General features: G+C 66.8%; 17 protein-coding genes and 1 riboswitch. Of the genes, 10 read left to right on the top strand and 7 right to left on the bottom strand.

The window, feature by feature from the left end; all coding sequences use genetic code 11:
- Positions 1 to 159: 159 nt before the first annotated feature.
- Entirely contained in the window at positions 160 to 3,009 is a 2,850-nt protein-coding gene (locus tag AC2A1N_RS16505) for a M16 family metallopeptidase (RefSeq protein ID WP_242889690.1), read from the bottom strand.
- Between the two features lie 416 nt (positions 3,010 to 3,425).
- On the opposite strand from AC2A1N_RS16505, the gene AC2A1N_RS16500 reads away from it, so the two are divergent.
- Both AC2A1N_RS16500 and AC2A1N_RS16495 read left to right on the top strand, forming a co-directional pair.
- The gene (locus AC2A1N_RS16500) at positions 3,426 to 3,902 is read left to right on the top strand and encodes an XAC0231 family protein (protein WP_014035556.1); all 477 of its coding nucleotides are present in this window, start codon (positions 3,426 to 3,428) and stop codon (positions 3,900 to 3,902) included.
- 69 nt (positions 3,903 to 3,971) lie between these two features.
- Complete coding sequence (locus tag AC2A1N_RS16495) at positions 3,972 to 4,451, top strand: tRNA (cytidine(34)-2'-O)-methyltransferase (protein WP_061479351.1); 480 nt, start codon at positions 3,972 to 3,974, stop codon at positions 4,449 to 4,451.
- 173 nt (positions 4,452 to 4,624) lie between these two features.
- Here the strand turns inward: AC2A1N_RS16495 and AC2A1N_RS16490 are convergent, their stop codons facing one another.
- Both AC2A1N_RS16490 and AC2A1N_RS16485 read right to left on the bottom strand, forming a co-directional pair.
- Complete coding sequence (locus AC2A1N_RS16490; protein WP_242889689.1) at positions 4,625 to 5,110, bottom strand: hypothetical protein; 486 nt, start codon at positions 5,108 to 5,110, stop codon at positions 4,625 to 4,627.
- 82 nt (positions 5,111 to 5,192) lie between these two features.
- Positions 5,193 to 6,356: an acyl-CoA dehydrogenase family protein gene (locus tag AC2A1N_RS16485; RefSeq protein WP_024956299.1), complete on the bottom strand. Its 1,164-nt coding sequence runs from the start codon at positions 6,354 to 6,356 to the stop codon at positions 5,193 to 5,195.
- Between the two features lie 257 nt (positions 6,357 to 6,613).
- Between AC2A1N_RS16485 and AC2A1N_RS16480 the strand changes: the two genes are divergently transcribed.
- Both AC2A1N_RS16480 and AC2A1N_RS16475 read left to right on the top strand, forming a co-directional pair.
- A complete protein-coding gene (locus tag AC2A1N_RS16480) occupies positions 6,614 to 8,290 on the top strand; it encodes an electron transfer flavoprotein-ubiquinone oxidoreductase (protein ID WP_061479353.1) in 1,677 nt (558 codons plus the stop codon).
- A gap of 65 nt (positions 8,291 to 8,355) precedes the next feature.
- Positions 8,356 to 8,757, top strand: a complete 402-nt coding sequence (locus tag AC2A1N_RS16475) for a c-type cytochrome (RefSeq protein WP_061479354.1) — start codon at positions 8,356 to 8,358, stop codon at positions 8,755 to 8,757.
- On the opposite strand, the gene AC2A1N_RS16470 is transcribed toward AC2A1N_RS16475, so the two are convergent.
- On the bottom strand, positions 8,751 to 12,350 hold the full coding sequence (locus tag AC2A1N_RS16470) for an ATP-binding protein (RefSeq protein WP_242889688.1): 3,600 nt from the start codon (positions 12,348 to 12,350) through the stop codon (positions 8,751 to 8,753). The genes AC2A1N_RS16475 and AC2A1N_RS16470 overlap by 7 nt on opposite strands.
- A 75-nt stretch (positions 12,351 to 12,425) precedes the next feature.
- On the opposite strand from AC2A1N_RS16470, the gene AC2A1N_RS16465 reads away from it, so the two are divergent.
- From AC2A1N_RS16465 to pnuC, 5 genes are all read left to right on the top strand, one after another.
- On the top strand, positions 12,426 to 13,064 hold the full coding sequence (locus AC2A1N_RS16465) for a response regulator (RefSeq protein WP_005420808.1): 639 nt from the start codon (positions 12,426 to 12,428) through the stop codon (positions 13,062 to 13,064).
- Between the two features lie 464 nt (positions 13,065 to 13,528).
- On the top strand, positions 13,529 to 13,924 hold the full coding sequence (locus tag AC2A1N_RS16460; RefSeq protein ID WP_484372901.1) for a glycine zipper 2TM domain-containing protein: 396 nt from the start codon (positions 13,529 to 13,531) through the stop codon (positions 13,922 to 13,924).
- A gap of 128 nt (positions 13,925 to 14,052) precedes the next feature.
- Positions 14,053 to 15,177: a phosphotransferase enzyme family protein gene (locus AC2A1N_RS16455; protein ID WP_484372899.1), complete on the top strand. Its 1,125-nt coding sequence runs from the start codon at positions 14,053 to 14,055 to the stop codon at positions 15,175 to 15,177.
- Between the two features lie 43 nt (positions 15,178 to 15,220).
- Positions 15,221 to 15,316, top strand: a riboswitch (TPP riboswitch).
- Between the two features lie 70 nt (positions 15,317 to 15,386).
- Positions 15,387 to 17,576 (top strand): TonB-dependent receptor, encoded by a 2,190-nt coding sequence (locus AC2A1N_RS16450; RefSeq protein WP_484372897.1) that lies wholly within the window; start codon positions 15,387 to 15,389, stop codon positions 17,574 to 17,576.
- A gap of 8 nt (positions 17,577 to 17,584) precedes the next feature.
- Complete coding sequence (pnuC, locus tag AC2A1N_RS16445) at positions 17,585 to 18,157, top strand: nicotinamide riboside transporter PnuC (protein ID WP_072167431.1); 573 nt, start codon at positions 17,585 to 17,587, stop codon at positions 18,155 to 18,157.
- Between the two features lie 96 nt (positions 18,158 to 18,253).
- Here the strand turns inward: pnuC and AC2A1N_RS16440 are convergent, their stop codons facing one another.
- The 3 genes from AC2A1N_RS16440 to AC2A1N_RS16430 all read right to left on the bottom strand — a co-directional run bounded on the left by AC2A1N_RS16440 (position 18,254) and on the right by AC2A1N_RS16430 (position 20,575).
- Positions 18,254 to 18,670 carry a hypothetical protein gene (locus AC2A1N_RS16440; RefSeq protein WP_484372894.1) on the bottom strand — a complete coding sequence of 139 codons (417 nt, stop codon included), beginning with the start codon at positions 18,668 to 18,670 and terminating at the stop codon, positions 18,254 to 18,256.
- A gap of 86 nt (positions 18,671 to 18,756) precedes the next feature.
- Positions 18,757 to 19,731: a Dyp-type peroxidase gene (locus AC2A1N_RS16435; protein WP_088496696.1), complete on the bottom strand. Its 975-nt coding sequence runs from the start codon at positions 19,729 to 19,731 to the stop codon at positions 18,757 to 18,759.
- Between the two features lie 268 nt (positions 19,732 to 19,999).
- Positions 20,000 to 20,575, bottom strand: coding sequence for an OmpO family porin (locus tag AC2A1N_RS16430; protein WP_049465985.1), 576 nt, complete (start codon positions 20,573 to 20,575; stop codon positions 20,000 to 20,002).
- A 730-nt stretch (positions 20,576 to 21,305) separates the two neighbouring features.
- Here AC2A1N_RS16430 and AC2A1N_RS16425 point away from each other — a divergent pair.
- Positions 21,306 to 21,929 carry a tyrosine-type recombinase/integrase gene (locus tag AC2A1N_RS16425; protein ID WP_005420833.1) on the top strand — a complete coding sequence of 208 codons (624 nt, stop codon included), beginning with the start codon at positions 21,306 to 21,308 and terminating at the stop codon, positions 21,927 to 21,929.
- Positions 21,930 to 22,067: the final 138 nt, after the last annotated feature.

Here is a 22,067-nt window from a genome sequence, read left to right as displayed (position 1 = left end):
TGAACAGCCTGAATCGGGGGTAGCCGGGGCGGAGCCCAGGTAGCGCCGGGCCATGCCCGGCGAGCGCACAGCGCGGCATGGCTGGCCGCCGGAAAGCCGCCGGGCATGGCCCGGCGCTACCACGGGAGACCTGCCCGCCGTGGCGGGCAGGCACATCCCTTATTTCTTGACCGGGTTGCCTTCGGCGTCGATCACCGTCACCTCGCCCAGGTTCAGCGCGCGAACGGCCGCTTCGGTCTGCTTGAGGTCACCCACCACCACCCAGGTCAGGGCCTGCGGCTTGATCTCGGCGGCGGCCTGCTGCACCTGCGCCGGGGTCATCGCTTCGATCTCGGCCTTGCGCCGCAGCACGTAATCGTCCGGGCGCTTGAACTGCACGATCGAACCGATGGTCGACGCCACCGCACTGGCGGTCTCGTAGGCACCGGGCAGGCTCAGGGTCTGGATGTTGCGGATGCGGTTGACCTCGGCAGCGGTGGCCGGCTTGCTGCCATCGGCGAACGCGGCGATTTCCTTGCGCATTTCCGCCAGTGCCGGGCCGGTCTTGTCGATCTGCACCGGCGCGCTGGCCATCCACGGGCGCTGGCCCACCGAATTGACCGCGCTGCTGCGCGCACCGTACGACCAGTGCTTGTCCTCGCGCAGGTTCATGTTCAGGCGCGAGGTGAAGTCGCCGCCGATCACGCCGTTGGCGATGTCGAAGCGGGTCGAACTGGTGTCGCTGGAAGGTGCCACCACCTGGCCGGCAAACAGGTTGGCCTGTACCGCGCCCGGCTGGTCGATCAGGAAGACGCGCGGGCCCTTCGGCAGCGCAACGTCGGTGGCCGCCTTCACCTGCGGGGCCTCGCCACTGGCCTTCCAGTCGCCCAGCTGCTTGTCCAGCAGCGGCACGATCTCGGCCAGGGTGGTGTCGCCGACCACGATCAAGGTGCCGTTCTGCGGGCGCAGCCAGTCGTGGTGGAAGTCGACCAGGTCCTCGCGGGTCAGGCCGTTGATCGCCGCCTCGTCACCGCTACCGGTAAACGGAATGGCATACGGGTGGCCCTTGCCATACAGCAGCGGGGGCAGCACGCGCATCGCCACCGCACCCGGGTTGACCTTCTCCTGCTGGATGCCAGCGATCCAGCTCGCCTTGACCCGGTCGATCTCGCCCTGCTCGAAGCGAGGCTCGCGCAGCAGGTCGCGGTACAGCGCCAGCGACGGCACCAGGTTTTCCTTCAGCGCCGACAGGTCCACGCTCATCGAGTCCAGGCCGGCCGAAGCATCCAGGCTGGCGCCCAGCGCATCCGCGGCGTCGGCGAAGGCCAGCGAGCCCAGCTTGCCGGCGCCTTCGGTCATCAGGCTCATGGTGAAGTTGGCGGTGCCCGGCTTGCGGCCCTGGTCGGCACTGAAGCCGCCCGGGAACTGGTAGCTGAACTGCACCACCGGAATCTCGTGGCGCTCGGCCAGGATCACCTGGGTGCCGTTCTTCAGCGTGGCGCGCTGCAGCGCCGGGAACTTCAGCTGCGGGAACTCGCGGGTCTGCGGCACGCCGGCCTTGCGGTCGACCTGCTCGGGCAGGGTGCTGTACTTCGGGTCCACCGCCGGCACGGTGAACGGCTTCGGCGCCTGGCTCGGGTCTTCCTTCAGCGCCACGCGCTCACCCGGTGCGATCACCAGGGTGTGGCTGCCCTTGTCCAGCCACTGCGCGCCGAGCCGGCTCAGATCAGCAGCACTGGCCTTCTCGATGTTGGCCAGCGAGGTGCGGAAGCAGCCCGGGTCGCCGGTGAACACCGCACATTCTGCAAGGGCGTCGGCCTTGCCGCCGAAGCCACCAATGCGCTCGATGCCGCGGATGAAACCGGCGCGGGCACTGGTCTTGGCGCGCTCCAGCTCGGCCGCGGTCGGGCCCTGCTTGATCAGCCGGTCCAGTTCCTCGTCGATGATCTTCTCGACCTTGGCCGGGTCCTGGCCCTGCTTGACCGTCGCCATGATCACGAAGTTCGAGCCCAACTGCGAGGTCGACAGGCCCGACGCGATGCTGTCCACCAGCTTGTCCTGGTGCTGCAGGCGCTGGCTCAGGCGCGAAGACTTCGCACCGCCCAGCACCTGCGCGAACAACTGCAGCTGATCGACCTCGGTGGTGCCGACCTGCGGCACGTTCCAGGCGCGGTAGATGCGCGCCTGCGGCACCTTGTCGGTCATCGTCTCGCGCGTGTCGGCACTACGCTTGGCCACGTTCACCGCCGGCTGCGCCATGGTCGGGCCGGCCGGGATGCTGCCGAAGTACCTGGCGACCTTTTCCTTGGCGGTGGCCAGGTCGATGTCGCCGGCCAGCACCAGCACCGCGTTGTTCGGGCCGTACCAGGTACGGAACCAGGTCTTCACGTCATCCAGCGACGCCGCGTTCAGATCGTTCATCGACCCGATCACGCCGTGGTGGTACGGGTGGCCCACCGGGTACAGCGCCTTGTTGAGCTGGTCCCAGGCCTGGCCGTAGGGCTGGTTCTCGCCCTGGCGCTTCTCGTTCTGCACCACGCCACGCTGCTCGTCCAGCGCGGCCTGGTCGATCGCACCGACCAGATGGCCCATGCGGTCCGATTCCATCCACAGCGCCATGTCCAGCGCGGTGGTCGGCACGTTTTCGAAATAGTTGGTGCGATCGGTGTTGGTGGTGCCGTTCTGGTTGGTGGCACCCACCTGCTTGAACGGTTCGAAGAATTCGCCGTCGTGGTTTTCGCTGCCCTGGAACATCAGGTGTTCGAACAGGTGCGCAAAGCCGGTACGGCCAGCCGGCTCGTCCTTGCTGCCCACGTGGTACCAGACGTTGACCGCAACGATCGGCGCCTTGCGATCAGTATGCACGATCACGCGCAGGCCGTTGGGCAGGGTGAACTGCTCGTACGGGATATCGACCTTGGCCGGTGCCGCCGGCTTGGCGGCGAGCGCATGGGTGGGCGCGAGCGTGCCCAGGGCGGTGCTGAGGGCGACGGCCAGCAGTGCAGCGCGCGGGCGAAGGGCGAGAGACATATCCGGATCCTTGGTCACGAAGGTGAACCCCGATCCTAGCCTGCGCGCGCGGCGGCCGGAATCGGTCGCCAGTCACTGGGGGTGTTTGCCCAGATGGCCATCCAGTCCGATGCCCACGGGCGCTCTTGAAACGTCACAGACGCCGGCTGAAGGCGTCCGGACAGTGTCCGCGGCTTATCGAATGGACAGGTGTCCGCCCACCGGACACTTTCGGGACCACATAAAAGCCTTGCAAATCAACAACTAAAAGTTGGCACGCGGATTGCTTGGTACTTCCTGCGCCAGGAAGGGCTTCAGACAAAAGCTGACTGAAGACTGAACAAATGCAGGAAATCGAAAATTTCTCTTGCATGCCCAGAATTGGTGTACTACATTACTACCACACCACTGCTCACCAACACTAAACAGGCCCCGTCATGAACGCCAAGACCATTGCCATCGCCATCGCCCTGATCGCCGGCACCGCGGTTGTTTCGTCGGTGCAGGCCTCCGAATCCATCAAGACGCTGTCCACCGTGCAGGTTCGCCCTGCCGCCGACCAGCTGGCCCAGCAGGCCTGGGAACAGGCCAGCGGCATCCCGACCCTGGCCACCGTGGAAGTGCGCCCCAGCGCCGACCAGCTGGCTGAGCGCAACGGCTACGTCGCCGCCCCGGTCGCCGCCGCGATGCCGATCACCACCCTGGCCTCGGTGGAAGTGCGCCCGAGCCTGGAACAGCGCGTCGCCCTGGCCGCCGAACTGGAAGCCCAGCGCTACGCCGCCACCCTGGCTGCCGCTGCCACCAACGTCGCCAACTCGGTCATCGTCAACCTGCCTGCCCTGCAGGTGCGTCCGAGCGCTGCCGACCTGCAGGCCCTGGCCACCGAAACCGCCCAGGTCCTGCTGCGCCCGTAACCGGTGCCGCCCTGCCCCGCGCAGGGCGTGCGCCGTAAAGGCGGCGGTCGTCGCAGGTACACTGCGCCGATGAATGCCGCGCCCCAGTTCCACGTGATCCTGTTCCAACCGGAAATCCCGCCCAACACGGGCAATGTGATCCGGCTCTGCGCCAACACCGGCGCGCAGCTGCACCTGGTCGAGCCACTCGGCTTCGCACTGGAAGACAAGCAGCTCAAGCGCGCCGGGCTGGACTACCACGAGTACTCGCGCCTGCAGGTGCACCCCGACCTGGACACCGCGCTGGCGCGGATCGCACCGAATCGGTTGTTCGCACTCAGTACCCGCGCCAGCGTGCGCTACGACAGCGTGGCCTTTGAAGAGGGCGATGCGTTCCTGTTCGGCCCGGAAAGCCGTGGCCTGCCGCAGGACGTGCTCGATGCCCTGCCGGATGGCCGCCGCCTGCGCCTGCCGATGCGGCCGGACAACCGCAGCCTCAATCTTTCCAACACCGTTGCGGTGGTGATGTACGAGGCGTGGCGGCAGCATGGGTTTGCCGGCGGCGCGTAGCTCACGTGTGTTACTTTCTTTGCTCGCGCAAAGAAAGTAACCAAAGAAACGCGCCGCCATCGGCGAGCCGGTGCTGCGCACCGGTACCCTGCGCTCCTCGGCCCGCTTCAAGGCGGACCCGACAGCCGCGCGGTAGATCCACGCCATGCGTGGATGCGTTCCGCCTGGATCAATCAGGAGTGGGCGCCCTTGCGTTGCCCGGGGCGCGTGCGATTGCCGACAGAAGAAAACTCCAGACCATCAATATCGGCATGCGCACCGCACATGCCCAAGCCCGTCACCGTCGGGTCGATCCCGCCGGATGAGACTCTCAGCGCACCTGCATGTTTCTCGATAGCCACTGTGCCTAGTTCGGACTGATGAATCAGTTTTCCGCCTTCGGGCTTCATATGCAGCACGAAGGAGCAGACGTGCTGCATCGCCTGGGTACTGTGCAGCTCAACCCTATAGCCCAGTGATTCTTCGACAATCGACAGGCTGTCCCTGAACCCATCACGGCAACTGCGTCCGCTGCCCGGTTCGGTACACAGATCGCTCGCCTGCGAATAGCTGCCTGCCCATGCCCCATCATCCCTGTTGCCTGCCCACGCCATCTGCAGCACGGAGGCTTGGAACAGCAGCGGGAGGCACAGCAGCCTTACAGCGGGATTGTTCTTCATTCAGCTTGCATCTCCGGATAGGCGTCCCTTGCCGCCCACCCTACCTGGCAATGCCGGCCAGCGGCCGGCACTACCGATGCACTCAGAACGCGTTGATGCCGGTCAGCTCGCGGCCGATCACCAGCTGGTGCACGGTCTCGGTACCCTCGTAGGTGATCACCGATTCCAGGTTCAGCGCATGACGGATCGCCACGTGCTCGGTGGTGATCCCAGCCCCACCGAGCAGATCGCGACACTCGCGGGCGATGTCAATCGCCATGCGGCAGTTGTTCCACTTGGCCAGGCTGACCTGCTGCGGCTGCAGCTGGCCGGCTTCCTTCAGGCGACCCAGCTGCAAGGCCAGCAGCTGCGCGGTGGTGATGCGGCGGGCCATCTCGGCCAGCTTGATCTGCGCGCTCTGCGTGGCCGCCAGCGGTCGACCGAACAGCACACGCTCCTTGGCATAGCCCAGCGCTTCATCCAGGCAGGCAATCGCCGCACCGATCGGCCCCCAGCTGATGCCGTAACGGGCCTGGGTCAGGCAGCCCAGCGGCCCCTTCAGGCCCTTCACGTTCGGCAGGCGATGGCTGTCGGGCACGCGCACGTCATCGAAGAACAGCGCGCCGGTCAGCGACGCGCGCAGGCTCATCTTGTGCTTGATCTCCTGCGTCGTGAAGCCGGCCATGCCCTTTTCCAGCACGAAGCCTTGGATGCCGTCCTCGGTCTGTGCCCAGACGATCGCGAGGTCGGCCACCGGGCCGCTGGTGATCCACATCTTGCTGCCGCTGATGCGCCAGTCGCTGCCGTCGCGCACCGCGCGGGTCTTCATGCTGGCCGGGTCGGACCCACCGTGCGCCTCGGTCAGGCCGAAGCAGCCGATCAGTTCGCCGCGTGCCATCGCCGGCAGCCACTGCTGGCGCTGTTCCTCGCTGCCGTACGCGTAGATGGGATACATGCACAGCGAGCTCTGCACCGAAACGAAGCTGCGCAGGCCCGAATCGCCGCGCTCCAGCTCCTGGCAGATCAGGCCATAGCTGACCGCGCCGAGGCCACCGCCGCCGTACTCGGTCGGCAGGGTCGCGCCCAGCAGGCCCAACGAGGCGATCTCCGGCACCAGTTCGTCGGGGAAGCGGGCCTGATCGAAAGCATCGCCGATGATCGGCAGCACGCGCTCGTTGGTGAAGCGGGCGACGCTCTCCTGCACCGCGCGCTCTTCCTCGTTGAGCAGGGAACGGACATCGAACAGATCGTACGGATGCAAAGCCATGGCACTCACACGCAGTCAGGACCCGGCCATTGTCGGTCATCCGGGCAGCGCGTGCCGACCAAGGTCGGCACCCACCAGAGATGCACCGCTACGCTGCAATGCAGCAATCATGACGTGAACATGGCCGATCTAGCTCGATCACGCGCGGCCCGGTACCCTGACACATTCAAACAACCGTTTCGCCCGTGGCCGCACGCGCGATTCCCAGGCACCGCCGGTGGCCCCGATGCCGGCCCTACCCACGAGTCATGCAATCGATGAGCGCTGAAGCCAACGCCCTGCCCCCGCGTGAAGTAATGGAGTTCGACGTGGTGATCGTCGGTGCCGGCCCCGCCGGCCTGGCCACCGCGATCCGCCTGCGCCAGCGCGCGATCGAAGCCGGCCGCGAGCTGTCGGTGTGCGTGCTGGAGAAGGGCTCCGAACCGGGCGCGCACGTGCTGTCCGGCGCGGTGATGGATCCGCGCGCGCTGACCGAACTGTTCCCGGACTGGGCCGAGCGCGGCGCACCGCTGAAGCAGAAGGTCACCCGCGACGAATTCCTGTTCCTCAGCGAGACCGGCGCGCGCAGCACCCCCAATGCGCTGCTGCCGGAGTGCTTCCACAACGAAGGCAACTACATCATCAGCCTGGGCGAAGTGACCCGCTGGCTGGCGCAGCAGGCCGAGGCGCTGGAGGTTGCGATCTTCCCTGGCTTCGCCGCTGCAGAAGTGCTGTACGGCGACAACGGCGAGGTCATCGGCGTGGCCACCGGCGACATGGGCATCGAGAAGGACGGCAGCATCGGTCCGGCCTTCGAACGGGGGATGGCGCTGCACGCCAAGTACACGATCTTCGCCGAAGGTGCGCGCGGCCACCTCGGCCGCCAGCTGATCGCCCGCTACAAACTGGACGAAGGCAAGGACCCGCAGGCCTACGGCATCGGCATCAAGGAGCTGTGGCAGATCGACCCGGCCCGGCACGAGCCGGGCCTGGTGGTGCATGCGGCTGGCTGGCCGCTGGACAGCGACACCTACGGCGGTGCGTTCCTGTACCACGCCGACGGCGGCAAGGTCGCCATCGGCTATGTGGTCGGCCTGGACTACAGGAACCCGTGGCTGAGCCCGTTCGAGGAGTTCCAGCGTTTCAAGACCCATCCCTCCATCCGCAAGCACCTGGAGGGCGGCACCCGCATCGGTTACGGCGCCCGTGCGATCACCGCCGGCGGCCTGCTGTCGCTGCCGAAGACGGTGTTTCCCGGGGGCGCGCTGGTCGGCTGCGAGGCCGGCTACCTCAACGCCAGCCGCATCAAGGGCAGCCATGCCGCGATCAAGACCGGCATGCTGTGCGCCGACGCCGCGTTCGACGCGCTGGCCGCCGATCGCCAGCACGATGAACTGAGCGCCTACCCGAAGGCGTTCGAAGCCAGCTGGCTGTTCACCGAACTGCAGCAGGCCAAGAACTTCAAGCAGTGGTTCAAGAAGGGCCAGACCGTTGCCACGCTGATGACCGGCGTGGAGCAGTGGCTGCTGCCGAAGCTGGGCGTGCGCAACCCGCCGTGGACCCTGCACCGCACCCAGCCTGACCACGCCTGCCTGGAGCCGGCGTCGCAGCACACCCGCATCGCCTACCCCAAGCCCGATGGCGTGCTGACCTTCGATCGTCTCAGCTCGGTGTTCCTGAGCAGCACCAACCACGACGAGAACCAGCCCAGCCACCTCACGCTGAAGGATCCGAGCATTCCGGTGAAGGTGAACCTGGCCGAGTACGCCGGTCCCGAAGCCCGTTACTGCCCGGCCGGCGTGTACGAGTTCGTCGGCGACGCCGACAACGCGCGCCTGCAGATCAACGCGCAGAACTGCGTGCACTGCAAGACCTGCGACATCAAAGACCCGACCCAGAACATCGTCTGGGTGACCCCGCAGGGCGGCGGCGGCCCGAACTACTCGGGCATGTGATCGCCCCGGGCTGCGACCACGTGTCGCAGCCCGGCCGCTCCACCGCACCGCTATCCTGCCCGCCCATGCGTGCCTCCCGCCTGCTCACCACCGTTGCCGTGGCCCTGCTTGCCACGGCCTGCCAGCGCACGCCTGCGGCGCCGGCCACGCCTGAACAGGCCCGGCAGCAGGCCATGCAGCGCGCGTTCGAACTGTGCGCCGGCTGCCACACCGTACAGCCTGGCGGCATCCACCGCTTCGGCCCCAACCTGCACGGCGTGATCGGCCGTCGCGCCGGCAGCCTGCCCGATTACGGCTATTCCGACGGCATGCGCCGCGCCGACATCACCTGGAGCGCGCAGACCCTGGACGCGTTCCTGCAGTCGCCCACCCACGTGGTGCCCGGCACGCGCATGTACAACGCCTTTCCCAGCGCCGAACGCCGCGCACTGGTGATCGCCTACCTGCAACAGCAGTCGTCTCAGTGACCCAGTCGCTGCAGCTGGTGCTGCAGGCGCTCCACGAACGCCGTTACAGCGGCGAACACCGGTGCCGGATCGGCCTCGGTCGCATCCTGCAGGCGCTCGACCAGCGCGTTGGCCTGCCCGGCCAGTGCGCTTGCCCCGATCGCCCCCAGACCGCCCGCCTGGCGATGCAGGTGGAGCGCCGCAGTCTCGCGGTCACCGGCCCGCACGGCGCGCTGCACCGCCGCCAGATCACTTTCACTGGCCTGCAACAGGCTGTCGCGCAGCTGCTCGGCCACGGCGCGCGAGCCATAGCGCTGCTGCAGGGTGGCCAGATCAGGCAGCACTTCAGCGTCGTCGGCGACAGTCTCCTGCACGGGCGCATCGAACGACTGGCCCTGTGCCTGCGGCAGCCAGCGCAGCAGCGCGGTGCGCAGCGTGGCCAGCGACAGCGGCTTGGCCAGCACCTCGTCCATGCCGGCCTCGCGGCAGCGGCGCGCATCGTCGTCCAGCACGCTGGCGGTCAGCGCCAGCACCGTCAGCCGCGGCTGGCCGGTACGGCCCTCGCGCTCGCGCAGCAGGCGGGTGAAACCGAAGCCGTCGAGTACCGGCATGCGGCAGTCGGTAATGACCAGATCGAAGGCCTCCGATGACAAGCGGTCCAGTGCCTGCTGGCCATCGCCCAGCAGCACATGGGGTACGCCCAGCTGCTGCAGCCGCCACGCCATCATCGCCTGGTTGGTCGGGTGATCCTCGATCACCAGCACGCGTGCCTCGCGCAGCGCCGGCGGCAGCAGCGCCGCCTGCTCCTGCTCCGCAACCAGCGCTTCAACGTCACCCCTGCCTGCCTCCACCAGCGCCAGCCGCACCTCGGCGCGGGTGCCCTCGCCCAGCGTGCTGTGCAACTCCAGCTCGCCGCCCATCATCTGCACCAGACGCTGGCAGATGCTCAGGCCGAGGCCGGTACCACCATGGTCGCGCTGGATGTAGGCACCGGCCTGGGTGAACGGCGCAAACAGGTGCTGCAGCTGTTCCGGTGCGATCCCGGTGCCGGTGTCGGTGACGCTCAGGCACAGCGGCTGGCTGCCGTCTTCGGCGGTCGGGCCCAGTACCTCCAGCTGCAGCCGCACTTCGCCGCGTGCAGTGAACTTGATGGCATTGCTGAGCAGGTTGAACACGATCTGGCGCAGGCGCACGCCATCCACTTCGTGCGCTGCCGCCAGCTGAGGGTCGATCTGCACGTGCAGTTCCAGCCCGCGTGCACTGGCCTGCGCCGACATCAACCGGCACACGCTTTCCAGCAGGGGCCGCAGCGGTTGCGGCACCGGCTCCAGGCGCAGTGCACCCGCTTCCAGCCGCGAGTAATCGAGGATGTCGTCGAGGATCTGCCGCAGCATCTGCGCCGAATCCTCGATCACGCCGAGGATGCGCTGCTGCTCGCTGTCCAGCGGTGAGTGCGCCAGCACCTCCAGCATGCCCAGCACGCCGCTCATCGGCGTACGGATCTCGTGGCTCATCGTGGCCAGGAAACGCGATTTGGCCTCAGCGGCCTGCTCGGCGTCCGCCTTCGCCGCCGCCAGTGCATCGGCCTGCATCCGGGCTTCGCTTACATCCACCCAGTACCCGCTCCAGATCACCGCGCCTTCTTCGGCGGCGTAGGGATGGGCCTGGCTGCGCACCCAGCGCACGCCTTCCCCGTCGCTGCGCAGGCGGAACTCCAGGATCAACGGCGCGAACTGGTGCGCGGCCTGCTCGATGGAATGCAGGATGCGCGCGCGGTCCTCCTGCTCGACGCGTTCCAGCAACACCCTCGCATCCTGTTCGGCCTGCTGCCGGGTGATGCCGAACAACGCAGGCAGGTCGCCGGCGATGAACGGGAAGCTCAGCGTGCCATCGGCATCGCGACGGGCCTGGTAGACCACCGCCGGCAGGTTGTCGGTCACCTCGGCCAGGCGCTGCTCCAGCTGGCGGCGTCCTGCCACCTCACGGCGCAGCCGCCAATGGCCCACGCCATGCACCAGCAGTGCGGTCAGCAGCACCATCAGCACGGGCACGCCCCACCGCAGCAGATTGCTCCAGTCGACCCCATTGCGGTACTCCACCGCCAGCCAGGCGCTGCGCAGCGCCTCGCGCTTGCGTGGGGTCATCTGCAGCAGCAGGCGATCGAAGGTCGTGGCCAGGGCCGCATGGCGGCGATCCACTGCCAGCGCCAGCTGGTCGTTGAAACCGGCCGGAGCCGCGACCTGCATCCGCCCCGGGAAACGGCTGCGCAGCAGGTGATCGACCACGGCAAGGTTGCCGACATAGGCATCGGCTTCACCCTCAAGCAGGCGCTGCAGCGCCTGCTCGGCACTCCGCGCAGCAATGATCCGGGCCTGCGGCGCCTGTTGCTGCACATAGCCACGCACGCGCTCCGGGTCGGACAGCAGCACGCGCTTGCCCTGCAGGTCGGCCAGGCCCAGCAGCGACTCGCCATCGCTCCTGACCACAATCACGTTCGGCACGCTGATGAAGGGCTGGCTGAACACCCAGTCCGGGCCCAGGTAGCGCGAATCAACGGGTATGCCCATCACCGCCTGCAGTTCACCGCGGCGGGCCTTCTCACGCACCTCGTACCAGTCGTGGCTGTTCTCGACCTTCAGGTTGGCGCCGGCCTGCATCAGGCGCTGCAGGTACTCGCTGGCCAGGCCACTGGGCCGGCCATCCTCGCCGGTGAACGACAGGGGCGCGGCATTCGGCGCGAAACCGATCATCAGCGGCTGCTCCAGCACACGCTTCTCGGCCTGGCTCAGCGCCAGCTGCGCCGATGCCGACCAGTGCGGCGGTGACAACCAGCGTTGTGCAAGGGCATCGCGCTGGGCCTGGCTGGTCGCGGCCAGCGCCAGGTCCAGGGCTTCGGCCAGGGGTTGCTTGCTGTTGGGAATGCCGAAGTGCAACCGTTCAGGGGGCAGGTCGCTCGGCCGCAACAGCGCCACGCCCTGCAGGCGCCGGCTGGCAATCAGCTCGGTGGCGACGAAGGCATTGCCGATGTAGACGTCCGCTTTGTCGTCTCTGACCATCTGCAATGCGCTCAACGTGTCATTTGCGACAAGCTGGCGGGCACGCGGGAATCGGGCGCGCACCTGCGGACCGGTCAGGAAGTCCTGTTCGATCACCACCCTCAGCCCATCCAGGTCCGGCATGTCGGAGGCACGCAGGTCATCGGGCCGGCCCACCAGTGCGAGCGGCGCCTCACTGTAGGCGGCGGTATAGACCATGCAGCGGGTGCGGTCGGCACTGAGGCCGACATTCATCACCACGTCGATCTCGCCACGACATGCCGCATCCAGCACGGATGTCCAGTCCGGATAGCGGCGCGCCTCGACCTTCACACCGAGCTGGCGAGCAAGATGCGACAGGTAGTCCGGTCCCAGCCCGACCTGCTCGCCATCACGGAGGGACTCGAAGGGCGGCCAGCCGCTGTCATACTGCCCGACAACGATGGTCGGATGCGCCACCAGGTATTCGCGCTGCAACGGGCTGAGCGGCAGCAGGCCAGGGGCCGGCTGTGCCTGGGCCACGGGCAGCGCCAGCACCGCCAGCAGCAGGAGCAGCCCGCGAACAGCCCACCTACGCATCTGCGTCGATCTCCTAGAATCCTGCCAGGGACCGCGATGGTCGCGGTCCGGCGTGCCCGATGGCCATACTAGAGCATGAGCTTGCGCATCATCATCGCAGACGATCACCCCGTGGTCCGTATCGGTACCCGCGCCGTCATCGAGTCGAGCGGCGTCGGCCGCGTGGTCGGCGAGGCCGACAGCGCGCAGGCGCTGATGACCCTGCTCGCCAGCCAGCCCTGTGACCTGCTGGTCACCGACTACTCCATGCCGGGCAGCCCGCAGGCCGACGGCTTCGCCATGATCGGCATGATCCGCCGCCGCCATCCCGACCTGCCGGTGCTGATGCTCAGCGTCTCCAGCAACCTGGCGATCCTGCGCATGGTGCTCGACAGCGGCGTGCTCGGCCTGGTCGACAAGAGTTCGTCGATGGACGAACTGCCACAGGCCATCCAGTCGGTCTACCGCGGCCAGCCCTACATCAGCCGCAGCCTGCGCGAGCGGGTGGAAGCGGCCGGCAGCTGGCGCATGCGCGAGGGCGACGGCAAGCCGCTGTCCCCGCGCGAGGTGGAGGTGCTGCGCTTGCTGGGCACCGGCATGACGGTAAAGGAGATTTCGCTGCTGCTGCACAAGAGCGTCAGCACCATCAGCCGGCAGAAGGGCGATGCGATGCTCAAGCTGGGGCTGAAGGGCGATGCCGAATTGTTCGACTATCTGCGTGACGGCAAGATCTGAGACGCGATTCACATAATCGCCCCAGCAACAATGCGAGGTCGAAGGGATCGACCGGCGCATGTCCGGCCGCCAGCCGCGTCACCGTGGACGCGGGCCGCCAGCAGGCAGAGCCTGGCGCTTCGCCGCGGTGCGGTGCAGGGCGCGCCTGACGTGCTGCAGCCGCAGCAGGAGACCCCGCAGGAGCAGGCGCGGCAGGCCCAGAAGGCGATGGGCGTCGGACATGCCAACGCCTTGGCAGAGGAGGGAGGGGCCACCTCCGCGGCCCTTTTCCTTTCCGCCAGCTGAGCGGCCGCAGCCGCTTTCAGCCTTGCTTCATGCCGCCTGCCGCTAGATGAATGCGCAAGCCGCTCGGTGCACCAGGCAATGTTCCGGCAATGTTGGAACGCCAGCGTGGACATCACGGCAGCCGGGGCGCCCCGCGCCCTCCCTGCCCAGCGCGGCATGCACCTCACAGGAGAACGAACATGCTCAGTACTTCCACACTCAGCTTCCGTGGTCTGGCGATGGCTCTGGCACTGGTGGCCGGTGTCGCCGTGGTCAGCGATGCCAGCGCGATGTCGAGGAAGGACAAGCGCACCCTGGTCGGCGCCGTGGTCGGTGGCGTGGCCGGCAACCTGCTCTCCAACGGTGATCCTGCCGCCACCGTCGGTGGTGCCGTGGCCGGCGGCGCGATCGGCAATCTGACCACCTCCGACCGCCGCGACCGTCGTTATTACGACAATCGCTACTACGACAACCGCTACGATCGTGGCTACTACCGCAGCGGTTACTACGATCGTGGCGACGACCGCCGCTGGCAGCGCGAGCGTTACTACGACAACCGCTACTACCACGACCGCGGTCGCCATCGCGGCTGGTAAGCGGCACGGCGGCGTTACCCTGCCGATGGCAGAGACGGGCGGGTCGATGACCCGCCCGTTTGCGTTGGCCGCGCGCATGGCGTTGAATGCGCAGCCTTGGATGTGACTTTCCCCTCTCAGGCTGCGGCATGACGTCTTCCTCCCACCGCGTGCAGGGCCTCAACAACGACGAGGTCGCTGCCGACTGGCCACCGATCAGCGCGGCGGACATCGCGTGGTTGCGGCAGTGCTATCCGCAGCTGGACAGCGGCAGCCAACCGCGCTGGCACAGCCCGCGACCGCTGTCGGCTGCCGCCATCGTCGATGGCACGCGCGGCGCGGTGTTCATCAAGCGCCATCACCACAGCGTGCGCAACGCGGCCTGCCTGGAGGAAGAGCACCGCTTCATCGCCCATCTCGCCACTGCTGGCGTGCCGGTGGTGCAGGTGCTTGCAGCGACCGATGGTCACACCGCAGTCGAACGCGGCGAATGGACGTTTGAACTGCACGACGTCGGCGTAGGCGACGACCTGTACCGCGACGCGGTGTCGTGGTCGCTGCTGACCGACGTCGCGCAGGCCCGTGAAGCCGGACGCATGCTGGCCCAGCTGCACCGTGCTGCCGACGGCTACCGCGCGCCCCAGCGCAGCACCCATCTGCTGGTCGCGCGCGATGATCTGATCCGCGCCGACGATCCGGTGGCGGCAATCAAGGCAGGGCTGCACGCGCGCCCCGGCCTGGCCCGCTATCTCGCGCGCATTCCGTGGGAAGCGCAGTTGCGGCGTGACGTGCTGCCGTGGCACACGGGCCTGGCCGAGCGCCTGCGCGACGAACCACGGCTGTGGGCGCACAACGACTGGCATGTCTCCAACCTGCTGTGGCGCGACGGGCAGGTCAGCACCGTTCTGGATTTCGGCCTGGCCTCGCCCACCAGCGCACTGTTCGACCTGGCCACCGCCATCGAGCGCAACGCCGTGGCGTGGCTGGAGCTGGCGCGCGGCATGGAGGCCGTGCGCATCGATATCGCGCTGGCGTTGCTCGATGGCTACCGCGAGGTGCTGCCGCTGTCGGCGGCACGCGTGCACCTGCTGGCCGACCTGCTGCCGATGGTGCATTTCGACTTCGCACTGTCCGAAGTGGAGTACTTCGAAGGTGTCACCGGCTCGACCGCGAATGCCGACGTGGCGTGGCAGCCCTTCATGCTGGGGCACCCGGCGTGGTTCCACAGCGCGCCGGGACAGGCATTGCTGCAGGCCCTGCACGCGGCAGCCTGAAGGGCGCCGGCTCGCAAATCCGTACCATTTGTAGTGAAATGGTCACCTGAAGCGGGGGTGCCTGGATCTGCCAGGCTGAGAGAGTCCCTTGGAACCTGATCCGGTTTGCACCGGCGTAGGGAGCTTTGAGCCGCAGCCACACCCCCGTCATGGGCCGGTGCACCTGCGCGCCGTCGCTTCGTCTCCCTTGTTGTCCGAAGACGAATCGAATGAACCGCTGCCTGCGCCCCACCCTGCTCTCCCTCGCCCTCTGTGCCGCGCTGCCGCTGCATGCCAGCGGGGCCGAGGCCACCACCGATGCGTCTGCCACCGGCGCCGAACGCTCGCCGACCGAACTGGCGGCGGTGCGCGTGCAGGCCGGCAAACCGAAGGCCGATACCTCGCGCGTGAACGCCTTCGGTGGCGGTTCGTGGAAGGACACGCCGGCTTCGGTGAACGTGCTCGAGCGCGACTATCTCGACCGCCGCCAGCTACGTTCGCTGTCCGAGCTGGCCAGCAATGATGCCTCGCTGGGTGATGCCTACGCGCCGGTGGGCTACTACCAGAACGTCGCCATCCGCGGCTTCGCCCTGGACGCCGCCACCGGCTACCGCTTCAATGGGCTGTCCATCGCCGGCGAGCAACGCCTGGCGCTGGAGAACGTGCAGTCGGTGGAGATCCTCAAGGGTGAAGCCGGCCTGGCGGCAGGCGTGATGGCGCCGGGCGGCATCATCAACTACATCGGCAAGCGCCCGGCCGAAGTGCGCACCGCCACGCTCGGCACCGATTCGGAAGGCTCGCGCTACGTCGCCGTCGATGTCGGCCACTGGATCACCCCGCGCTTCGGCCTGCGCCTGAATGCCGCATGGGATTCCAGCAAATCCTACGTCGAGCATGCCGATGGCCGCCGCAACTTCTACTCGCTGGCCGCCGACTGGCTGATCGGCGAGCGCGGCAAGCTGGAAGTGGATGCCAACTACCAGACCAGCTCGCAGCGCTCGGTGTCCGGCTACCAGCTGCTGGGCGCGCGTGACCTGCCGCGTGGTGTCGACCGCGAGCATCTGCTCGGCTATCAGCCGTGGCAGCGCCCGGTGGATATCGCCAGCACCAACATCACCGCGCTGCATACTTACGATTTCAATGACGCTTGGCAGTCGCGCGTCTCGGTGGGCCACAGCCGCTCGGTGATCGACGACAACGTCGCCTTCGCCTACGGCTGCTACTACGCCACGCAGTGCGCCGACGGCAGCGTGCCGGGCAACTACTTCGCGCCCAATGGCGACTATGACATCTACGACTACCGCAGCCCGGACGACACCCGCCAGAACCAGCAGGCCCGTGCCGAACTGCGTGGCCGCTTCGAGACCGGCAGCATCGGCCACCAGCTGACCCTCGGTGCCGACTACTTCCGCCGCACCGTGGACAGGCGCCCGAGCGTCAACGAGTACGTCGGCACCAGCAACATCCACGACGCACCGGTGCCGGTGTTCGCGCCGTCGCCGAGGATGCCGGGCCCCTCCGCACTGCGCCTGGACAGCCGCCAAGCCGCGTTCTTCGCGCTGGACCGGATGAGCTTCGGTGACGACTGGCAGTGGCTGGCCGGTGGCCGCTTCGTGCGCCTGGACGAGCGCGCCTACGACAAGCGCGGCATCCCGCAGCGGCACAGCCGCCTGTCGCGCTTCCTGCCACAGACTGCGGTGGTGTGGAAAGCCACCGACCAGCTCAACGCCTACGCCAGTTACGTGCGCGGCATTTCGCTGGGCCAGGAAGCGCCGTTCTGGACCAGCAACGCTGACACCTTCCTGCCGTCGGTACAGTCGCGCCAGCTGGAAGTGGGCGTGAAGTACGTGCCGGTCGAGGCGTTGACGCTGGGCGCAGCCGTGTTCCGCATTTCGCAGCCGTACCAGTACGCCAAGCCGGACAACAGCGACGTGGGTTACACCTTCGTCGAGGAAGGCACGCAGACCCACACCGGCCTGGAGCTGACCGCCAACGGCCAGCTGACGGACGCATTGCAGATCGTGGCCAGTGCCAGCGTGCTGCAGGCGCGCGCGCGCGACACCGGCACGCCGGCCTATGAGGGCCATCAGCTGGTGAACGTGCCGAAGGTGCGTGCCAGCGTGCACGTGGCCTATGCACTGCCGTTCCTGCAGGGCCTGGATGTCACTGGCGGGTGGCGCTATGCCGGTGCCAACGTGGCACGCGCCGACGGCGCCGTGCGCGCGCCGGACTACTCGGTGTTCGATGCCGGCCTGCGTTTCCAGCACCGGCTGCACGAGCGTGCCGTGACCTGGAACCTGTCGGTGGACAACGTGTTCAACCGCTTCTACTGGCGTGACACCGGCAGCAGCGGCGGTGACTACTACCTGTTCCCCGGCGCACCGCGACAGGCGCGCCTGTCGGTGACGTTCGCGCTGTGAACGGCGTCGTGCTCGAGTGGACCGCCGCGCTGTGCAGCGTGCTCGGCGTCTGGCTGATGGCCCGGCGCCGGTTGTCTGCATGGCCGGTGGGCCTGCTGTCGGTCACGCTGTATGGCCTGGTGTTCGCCGAGGCCAAGCTGTACTCGGACACCCTGCTGCAGGTCGCCTTCGGTGGCTTCCTGGTCTACGGCTGGCTCAACTGGCGCCAGCACGCCGCCGATGAGGGCAGCATCCGCATCGTGCCACTGGCGCGAGGCAAGCTGCTGCGCGACCTGGCCTTCGGCCTGTGCGGTGGCGTGGCGCTGGGTGCGGCCATGCACACCTTCACCGATGCCGCGCTGCCGTGGCTGGACGCGATGCTGACCGCACTGAGCCTGGTCGGCCAGTGGTGGCAGGCGCGCCGCCACGTCGCCTGCTGGTGGGTATGGATCGCCGTGGACGTGGTCTATGTGGGTGCGTACCTGTTCAAGTCGCTGCACGTAACTGCCGCGCTGTACGTGTTCTTCCTCGGCCTGGCCGTGTTCGGCCTGCGCGCATGGAGCGCGGCCGCGCGCGAACCGCAGGTGGCGCCGGTTCGTTGATGCGGATGGCCGGGCTGTGCGCTGGCCATCCACAGTAGAGCCACGCCATGCGTGGCTGAAGGGTCACCGGTAGGCCCATCCACGCATGGCGTGGATCTACCGGTCAAGCACCAGACCCAATCGCAGCGGTTGGCGCATGTCGGCCGGCGGTGCGGTCTGCAACGGCGCTGCCTGCAACGTCGCGCGCAGGTCGGCATCGACCTGGGCGTCACCCAGGCTGTCGAACTCCAGCTTCGAGATGCGGCCGTCCGCCGCAATCCACAGGCTCACAGGCAGCGGCGTAGGTGTATCCGGGTGTGCACGCAACCACTCCACCACGCGCTGCACCTGCGGGTCCTGTTCCTGCTGCAGGCGCTGCTGCAGCTGGCCACCCACGGCGGCGGCGTAGGCCATCCAGTGCGCAGGGGCTTCGTGTGCGGACGCCGCCGAACTGCCCAGCGCCAGCGCGGCGAACAACGCGGCCAGTGGCCGCCACCAGCGGCGGATGCCGGTCCTGTTTGCTGACATGACCATCGCCTGCCTCCTGCGCTCCCCTCCAGCGCGCCATGGTCGGCGCCATAGATGACAGGCAGATGGCGGGCCGTGATGGCCCGGCGCGATCACTCGCCCAGGTCGGCCAGCACCTTGCGCGAGGGCGCGAAGAAGGTCACGCCGGTGGTGGCGGTGGAGAAGTCGAGGATGCGGTCGTGCAGCGGCGCAGGATTGCCGATGAACATGCGCTCGAGCATCTTCTCGATCACCCACAGGCGGCGCGTGTAGCCGATGAAGTAGGTGCCGTACTCGCCGCGGCCCGGGTTGGCGAACGGCATGTTGTCGCGCAGGATTTCGTGCTCGCCGTCGGCGTCTTCGATGGTGCACAGCGTCTTGTGCGATTTCTGCGCATCGGCCGGCGCATCATCCAGCTCGATGTTGTCGTGCTTGGTGCGGCCGATGATCGCCTCCTGCGCCTCGGTCTTCTGCGCGCGCCAGGCATCGAGGTTGTGCAGGTACTTCTGCACCACCACGTAGCTGCCGCCGGCATGCTCCGGGTCTTCATCGCCAACAATGGTGGCTTCCGGCAGCGACAGTCCTTCCGGGTTGGCGGTGCCGTCGACGAAGTCGAGCAGATCGCGGCCATCGAAGTAGCGGAAGCCGGCCACGTCATCGACCGCTTCCACCGCATCACCGAAGGCCATCAGCAGGTTGCGCTCGAACGCCACGATCAGGTCCATGGTACGTGCGCGGATGTGGTACAGCAGGTCACCGGGCGTGGCCACAGCGGTGTGGGTCGCGCCCTTGATCTCGCGGAACGGCTTCAGCTCGCGTGGCGGCGTGGAGCCCACCAGCGGCTGCCACACGCGATGGCCGATGGCCACGTTGCAGGTGAAGGTGCGCTCGATCTCGCGGATGGCGGTGTTCTTGATCAGGTCATCGGTGCTCGCCAGCACCTCGCGTGCCTTGGCGATCGACGCCTCGTCATCCTTCACCTTCAGCACCAGAAACGCCGCCGAATGGGTAAGCGGTGCGGTGATCTGCTGCGGCTCGTTGTCGAGCGTGTGGTTGAGGGCGGTGATCGGTGCGGGCTGGGAATTCACGGCAGTTCCTGCTGGCTTGAGGCGGGTGCATCGTCAATGGCGACGTGCCGGGATCATAGCGGAACCGCCTGACCGGCAACGGAGCGGTTCTCGTTCCGTCCTGCGAGCAGCACCGTGCATTCCCGCGCTACATGGAACTGCTGCGGCCCTGCACTCTCCGGACGCACACAAAAGAAGAAGCCCGGCGCGAGGCCGGGCTTCGGTTGGCGTGTGGGAGAGAGAGAGAGAGTCACACGCCAGCACAACACGCTCTAACGACGGGCGTTTGTTACCAGGTGAAGCGCGGGCCCACGAACCACTCGCGGTCGCCGGCCTTGGCCAGCTTCACTTCGCCACTCAGGCCCCAGTTCTGGTTGAACTTGGCGGTGGCGCCGACGCGGCCGTAGAACTCGCCGTCCGGGTTGATGCCGTGCTTCTTGGTGTAGTCCTCGTAGCCGGCCATCACGTAGCCTTCCACGTACGGGTTGAACGCGGTGCGCACGCCGACTTCGGTCGAGTAGCCGTTGAAGTCCAGGCCGTGCTTCATGTCGAACTTCTGGTACGCGACGCGGGCGACCAGGTCGGTGTTCGGTGCGATGCCGTAGTTGTAGCCGGCACCGATGCGCCACTGGTCGACGTCATTCTTGAACGTGTCGGTCTCCTGCGCGCTGTAGTCGCCGAAGATGTGGAAGTTCGGGTGCACCGCCACCGAACCCTTCACCTTCCAGCCATCGGCGTCGCCGCCCTTGGCATCGGTGTTCACGTAGCCGCCTTCAACGTAGTTGTACGACAGGCCGTCGGTTGCCGATGCAGCGAACGGCAGGGCAGCCAGAAGACCCAGGGCGAGCAGCGAATTCTTGTTCATCGGGACACACCTTTAATTATTTTGGTTTCGTCGGCCGCCTCCCGGGAGGGGGAGAGAGAGGAGGCGGTCGACAGGTGTGAATTATCCGTTAGGGGGGCCAATCGACCCTGAATATTGAACTGACTGGTGTATAAATATGGCTGGCGTTCAGGGAACTCCTCATGCCGCACGCATAGACGGGCAACCATAGGTTTGCGCTTTTGCTGAACCTATGGTTGCGCAAGAGCTGGAAACCTATGGTTGCAGTGGTTCAGGGGCAGAGCTGACGTCCGCGGCTCCTTGGCTCTAGCCAACGGCCAAGGAGGCAAGCACCGCCCTGACGTCGGTCCAAACTTGTCGGTCCTTAACAAGTAAGGAGACCCTTTAGGTGCCCTACGAAGGTTCGCGGCCTTGGAAGTCGAACGAAGCATGCCGTTGGCGTTAGCGACTCAGGACCAGTAGTGCTCGACATCGCCAGATGTTTCGTCCGCCACGGGCCGTACGCTGTCGCCCTCGCCCCTGTTGAATCTCACGGCTGCTTCATGCCAGAAGCTGGCATCGCTAGCCGTGGCGTCCAGAGATTTCGAGGCAGTGTCGAGCATCTATCTCTCCGGTGGACTGCTAGAGACAGCGTTTCTCTAAGACAGATGCCTCCCGGAAGCCGCCGGGCAAGGCGTCCGCTTCCGGTCGCATCACGCCTTGCTTCTAGGCTCGGGCGAAGCCTGACCACCCCCTTCAACAGGAGTAGGTCATGGCAATTATTCACACACACCAGCCCCACGAGCCCTGGAACAAGGGAAAGCTGATCGGTCAGAAGGCGCCGCTCAAGCTGAAAGATATCTGGGCCATCCGGATCAGACTTCAGCTTGGCCACAAGGTTCGAGATCTAGCCCTATTCAATCTGGCAATTGACTCCAAGCTCCGCGCCTGCGACTTGGTGAAACTCCGGGTGTCCGATGTATCTCACGGCAGGCAGATGGCTTCGCGAGCTATGGTGATGCAACAGAAGACCGGTCGCCCTGTCCAGTTCGAAATTACCCAATCGACTCGCGAGGCTGTACAGGCCTGGATCACTCATGCTGACCTGAAGGCCTCGGACTTCCTGTTCGCGACCCACGGGTCGGACTCGCCCCAGCTTTCGACGAGACAGTACGCCAGGATTGTCCACCGCTGGGTTGAGGAAGCTGGTCTCGAGTCGGGTTCCTATGGCACGCACACGATGCGCAGGACAAAAGCTTCGTTGATCTACCGCAGGACGCGAAACCTCAGGGCTGTCCAGCTATTGCTTGGGCACACGAAGCTCGAGAGCACCGTGCGTTACCTAGGCATCGAGGTCGATGATGCCTTAGAGATTGCCGAGCAGACTGATGTCTGAGTCCATAAGGGTCGCTCCTTGCCCATCGAAGGTCGAGGAGCGGCCATAAGCAGACATCCACCCCATCCCTGATAAACATCCCTAGGCCGCAGCAGACCTCGAGCCTGCTGCGGTCAATTGGTTTTGGGGCAGACTACG

The organism is Stenotrophomonas maltophilia group sp. SKK55 (assembly GCF_057179845.1).
The sequence above is the reverse complement of the archived record's forward strand: the minus strand, read 5'-3'. Positions and strand labels throughout refer to the sequence as shown.

Coding starts and splice junctions, on each gene's coding strand:
- AC2A1N_RS16505 (WP_242889690.1), bottom strand. CDS start 3,009: ATGTCTCTCGCCCTTCGCCCGCGCGCTGCACTGCTGGCCGTCGCCCTC.
- AC2A1N_RS16500 (WP_014035556.1), top strand. CDS start 3,426: ATGAACGCCAAGACCATTGCCATCGCCATCGCCCTGATCGCCGGCACC.
- AC2A1N_RS16495 (WP_061479351.1), top strand. CDS start 3,972: ATGAATGCCGCGCCCCAGTTCCACGTGATCCTGTTCCAACCGGAAATC.
- AC2A1N_RS16490 (WP_242889689.1), bottom strand. CDS start 5,110: ATGAAGAACAATCCCGCTGTAAGGCTGCTGTGCCTCCCGCTGCTGTTC.
- AC2A1N_RS16485 (WP_024956299.1), bottom strand. CDS start 6,356: ATGGCTTTGCATCCGTACGATCTGTTCGATGTCCGTTCCCTGCTCAAC.
- AC2A1N_RS16480 (WP_061479353.1), top strand. CDS start 6,614: ATGAGCGCTGAAGCCAACGCCCTGCCCCCGCGTGAAGTAATGGAGTTC.
- AC2A1N_RS16475 (WP_061479354.1), top strand. CDS start 8,356: ATGCGTGCCTCCCGCCTGCTCACCACCGTTGCCGTGGCCCTGCTTGCC.
- AC2A1N_RS16470 (WP_242889688.1), bottom strand. CDS start 12,350: ATGCGTAGGTGGGCTGTTCGCGGGCTGCTCCTGCTGCTGGCGGTGCTG.
- AC2A1N_RS16465 (WP_005420808.1), top strand. CDS start 12,426: ATGAGCTTGCGCATCATCATCGCAGACGATCACCCCGTGGTCCGTATC.
- AC2A1N_RS16460 (WP_484372901.1), top strand. CDS start 13,529: ATGCTCAGTACTTCCACACTCAGCTTCCGTGGTCTGGCGATGGCTCTG.
- AC2A1N_RS16455 (WP_484372899.1), top strand. CDS start 14,053: ATGACGTCTTCCTCCCACCGCGTGCAGGGCCTCAACAACGACGAGGTC.
- AC2A1N_RS16450 (WP_484372897.1), top strand. CDS start 15,387: ATGAACCGCTGCCTGCGCCCCACCCTGCTCTCCCTCGCCCTCTGTGCC.
- AC2A1N_RS16440 (WP_484372894.1), bottom strand. CDS start 18,670: ATGGTCATGTCAGCAAACAGGACCGGCATCCGCCGCTGGTGGCGGCCA.
- AC2A1N_RS16430 (WP_049465985.1), bottom strand. CDS start 20,575: ATGAACAAGAATTCGCTGCTCGCCCTGGGTCTTCTGGCTGCCCTGCCG.
- AC2A1N_RS16425 (WP_005420833.1), top strand. CDS start 21,306: ATGGCAATTATTCACACACACCAGCCCCACGAGCCCTGGAACAAGGGA.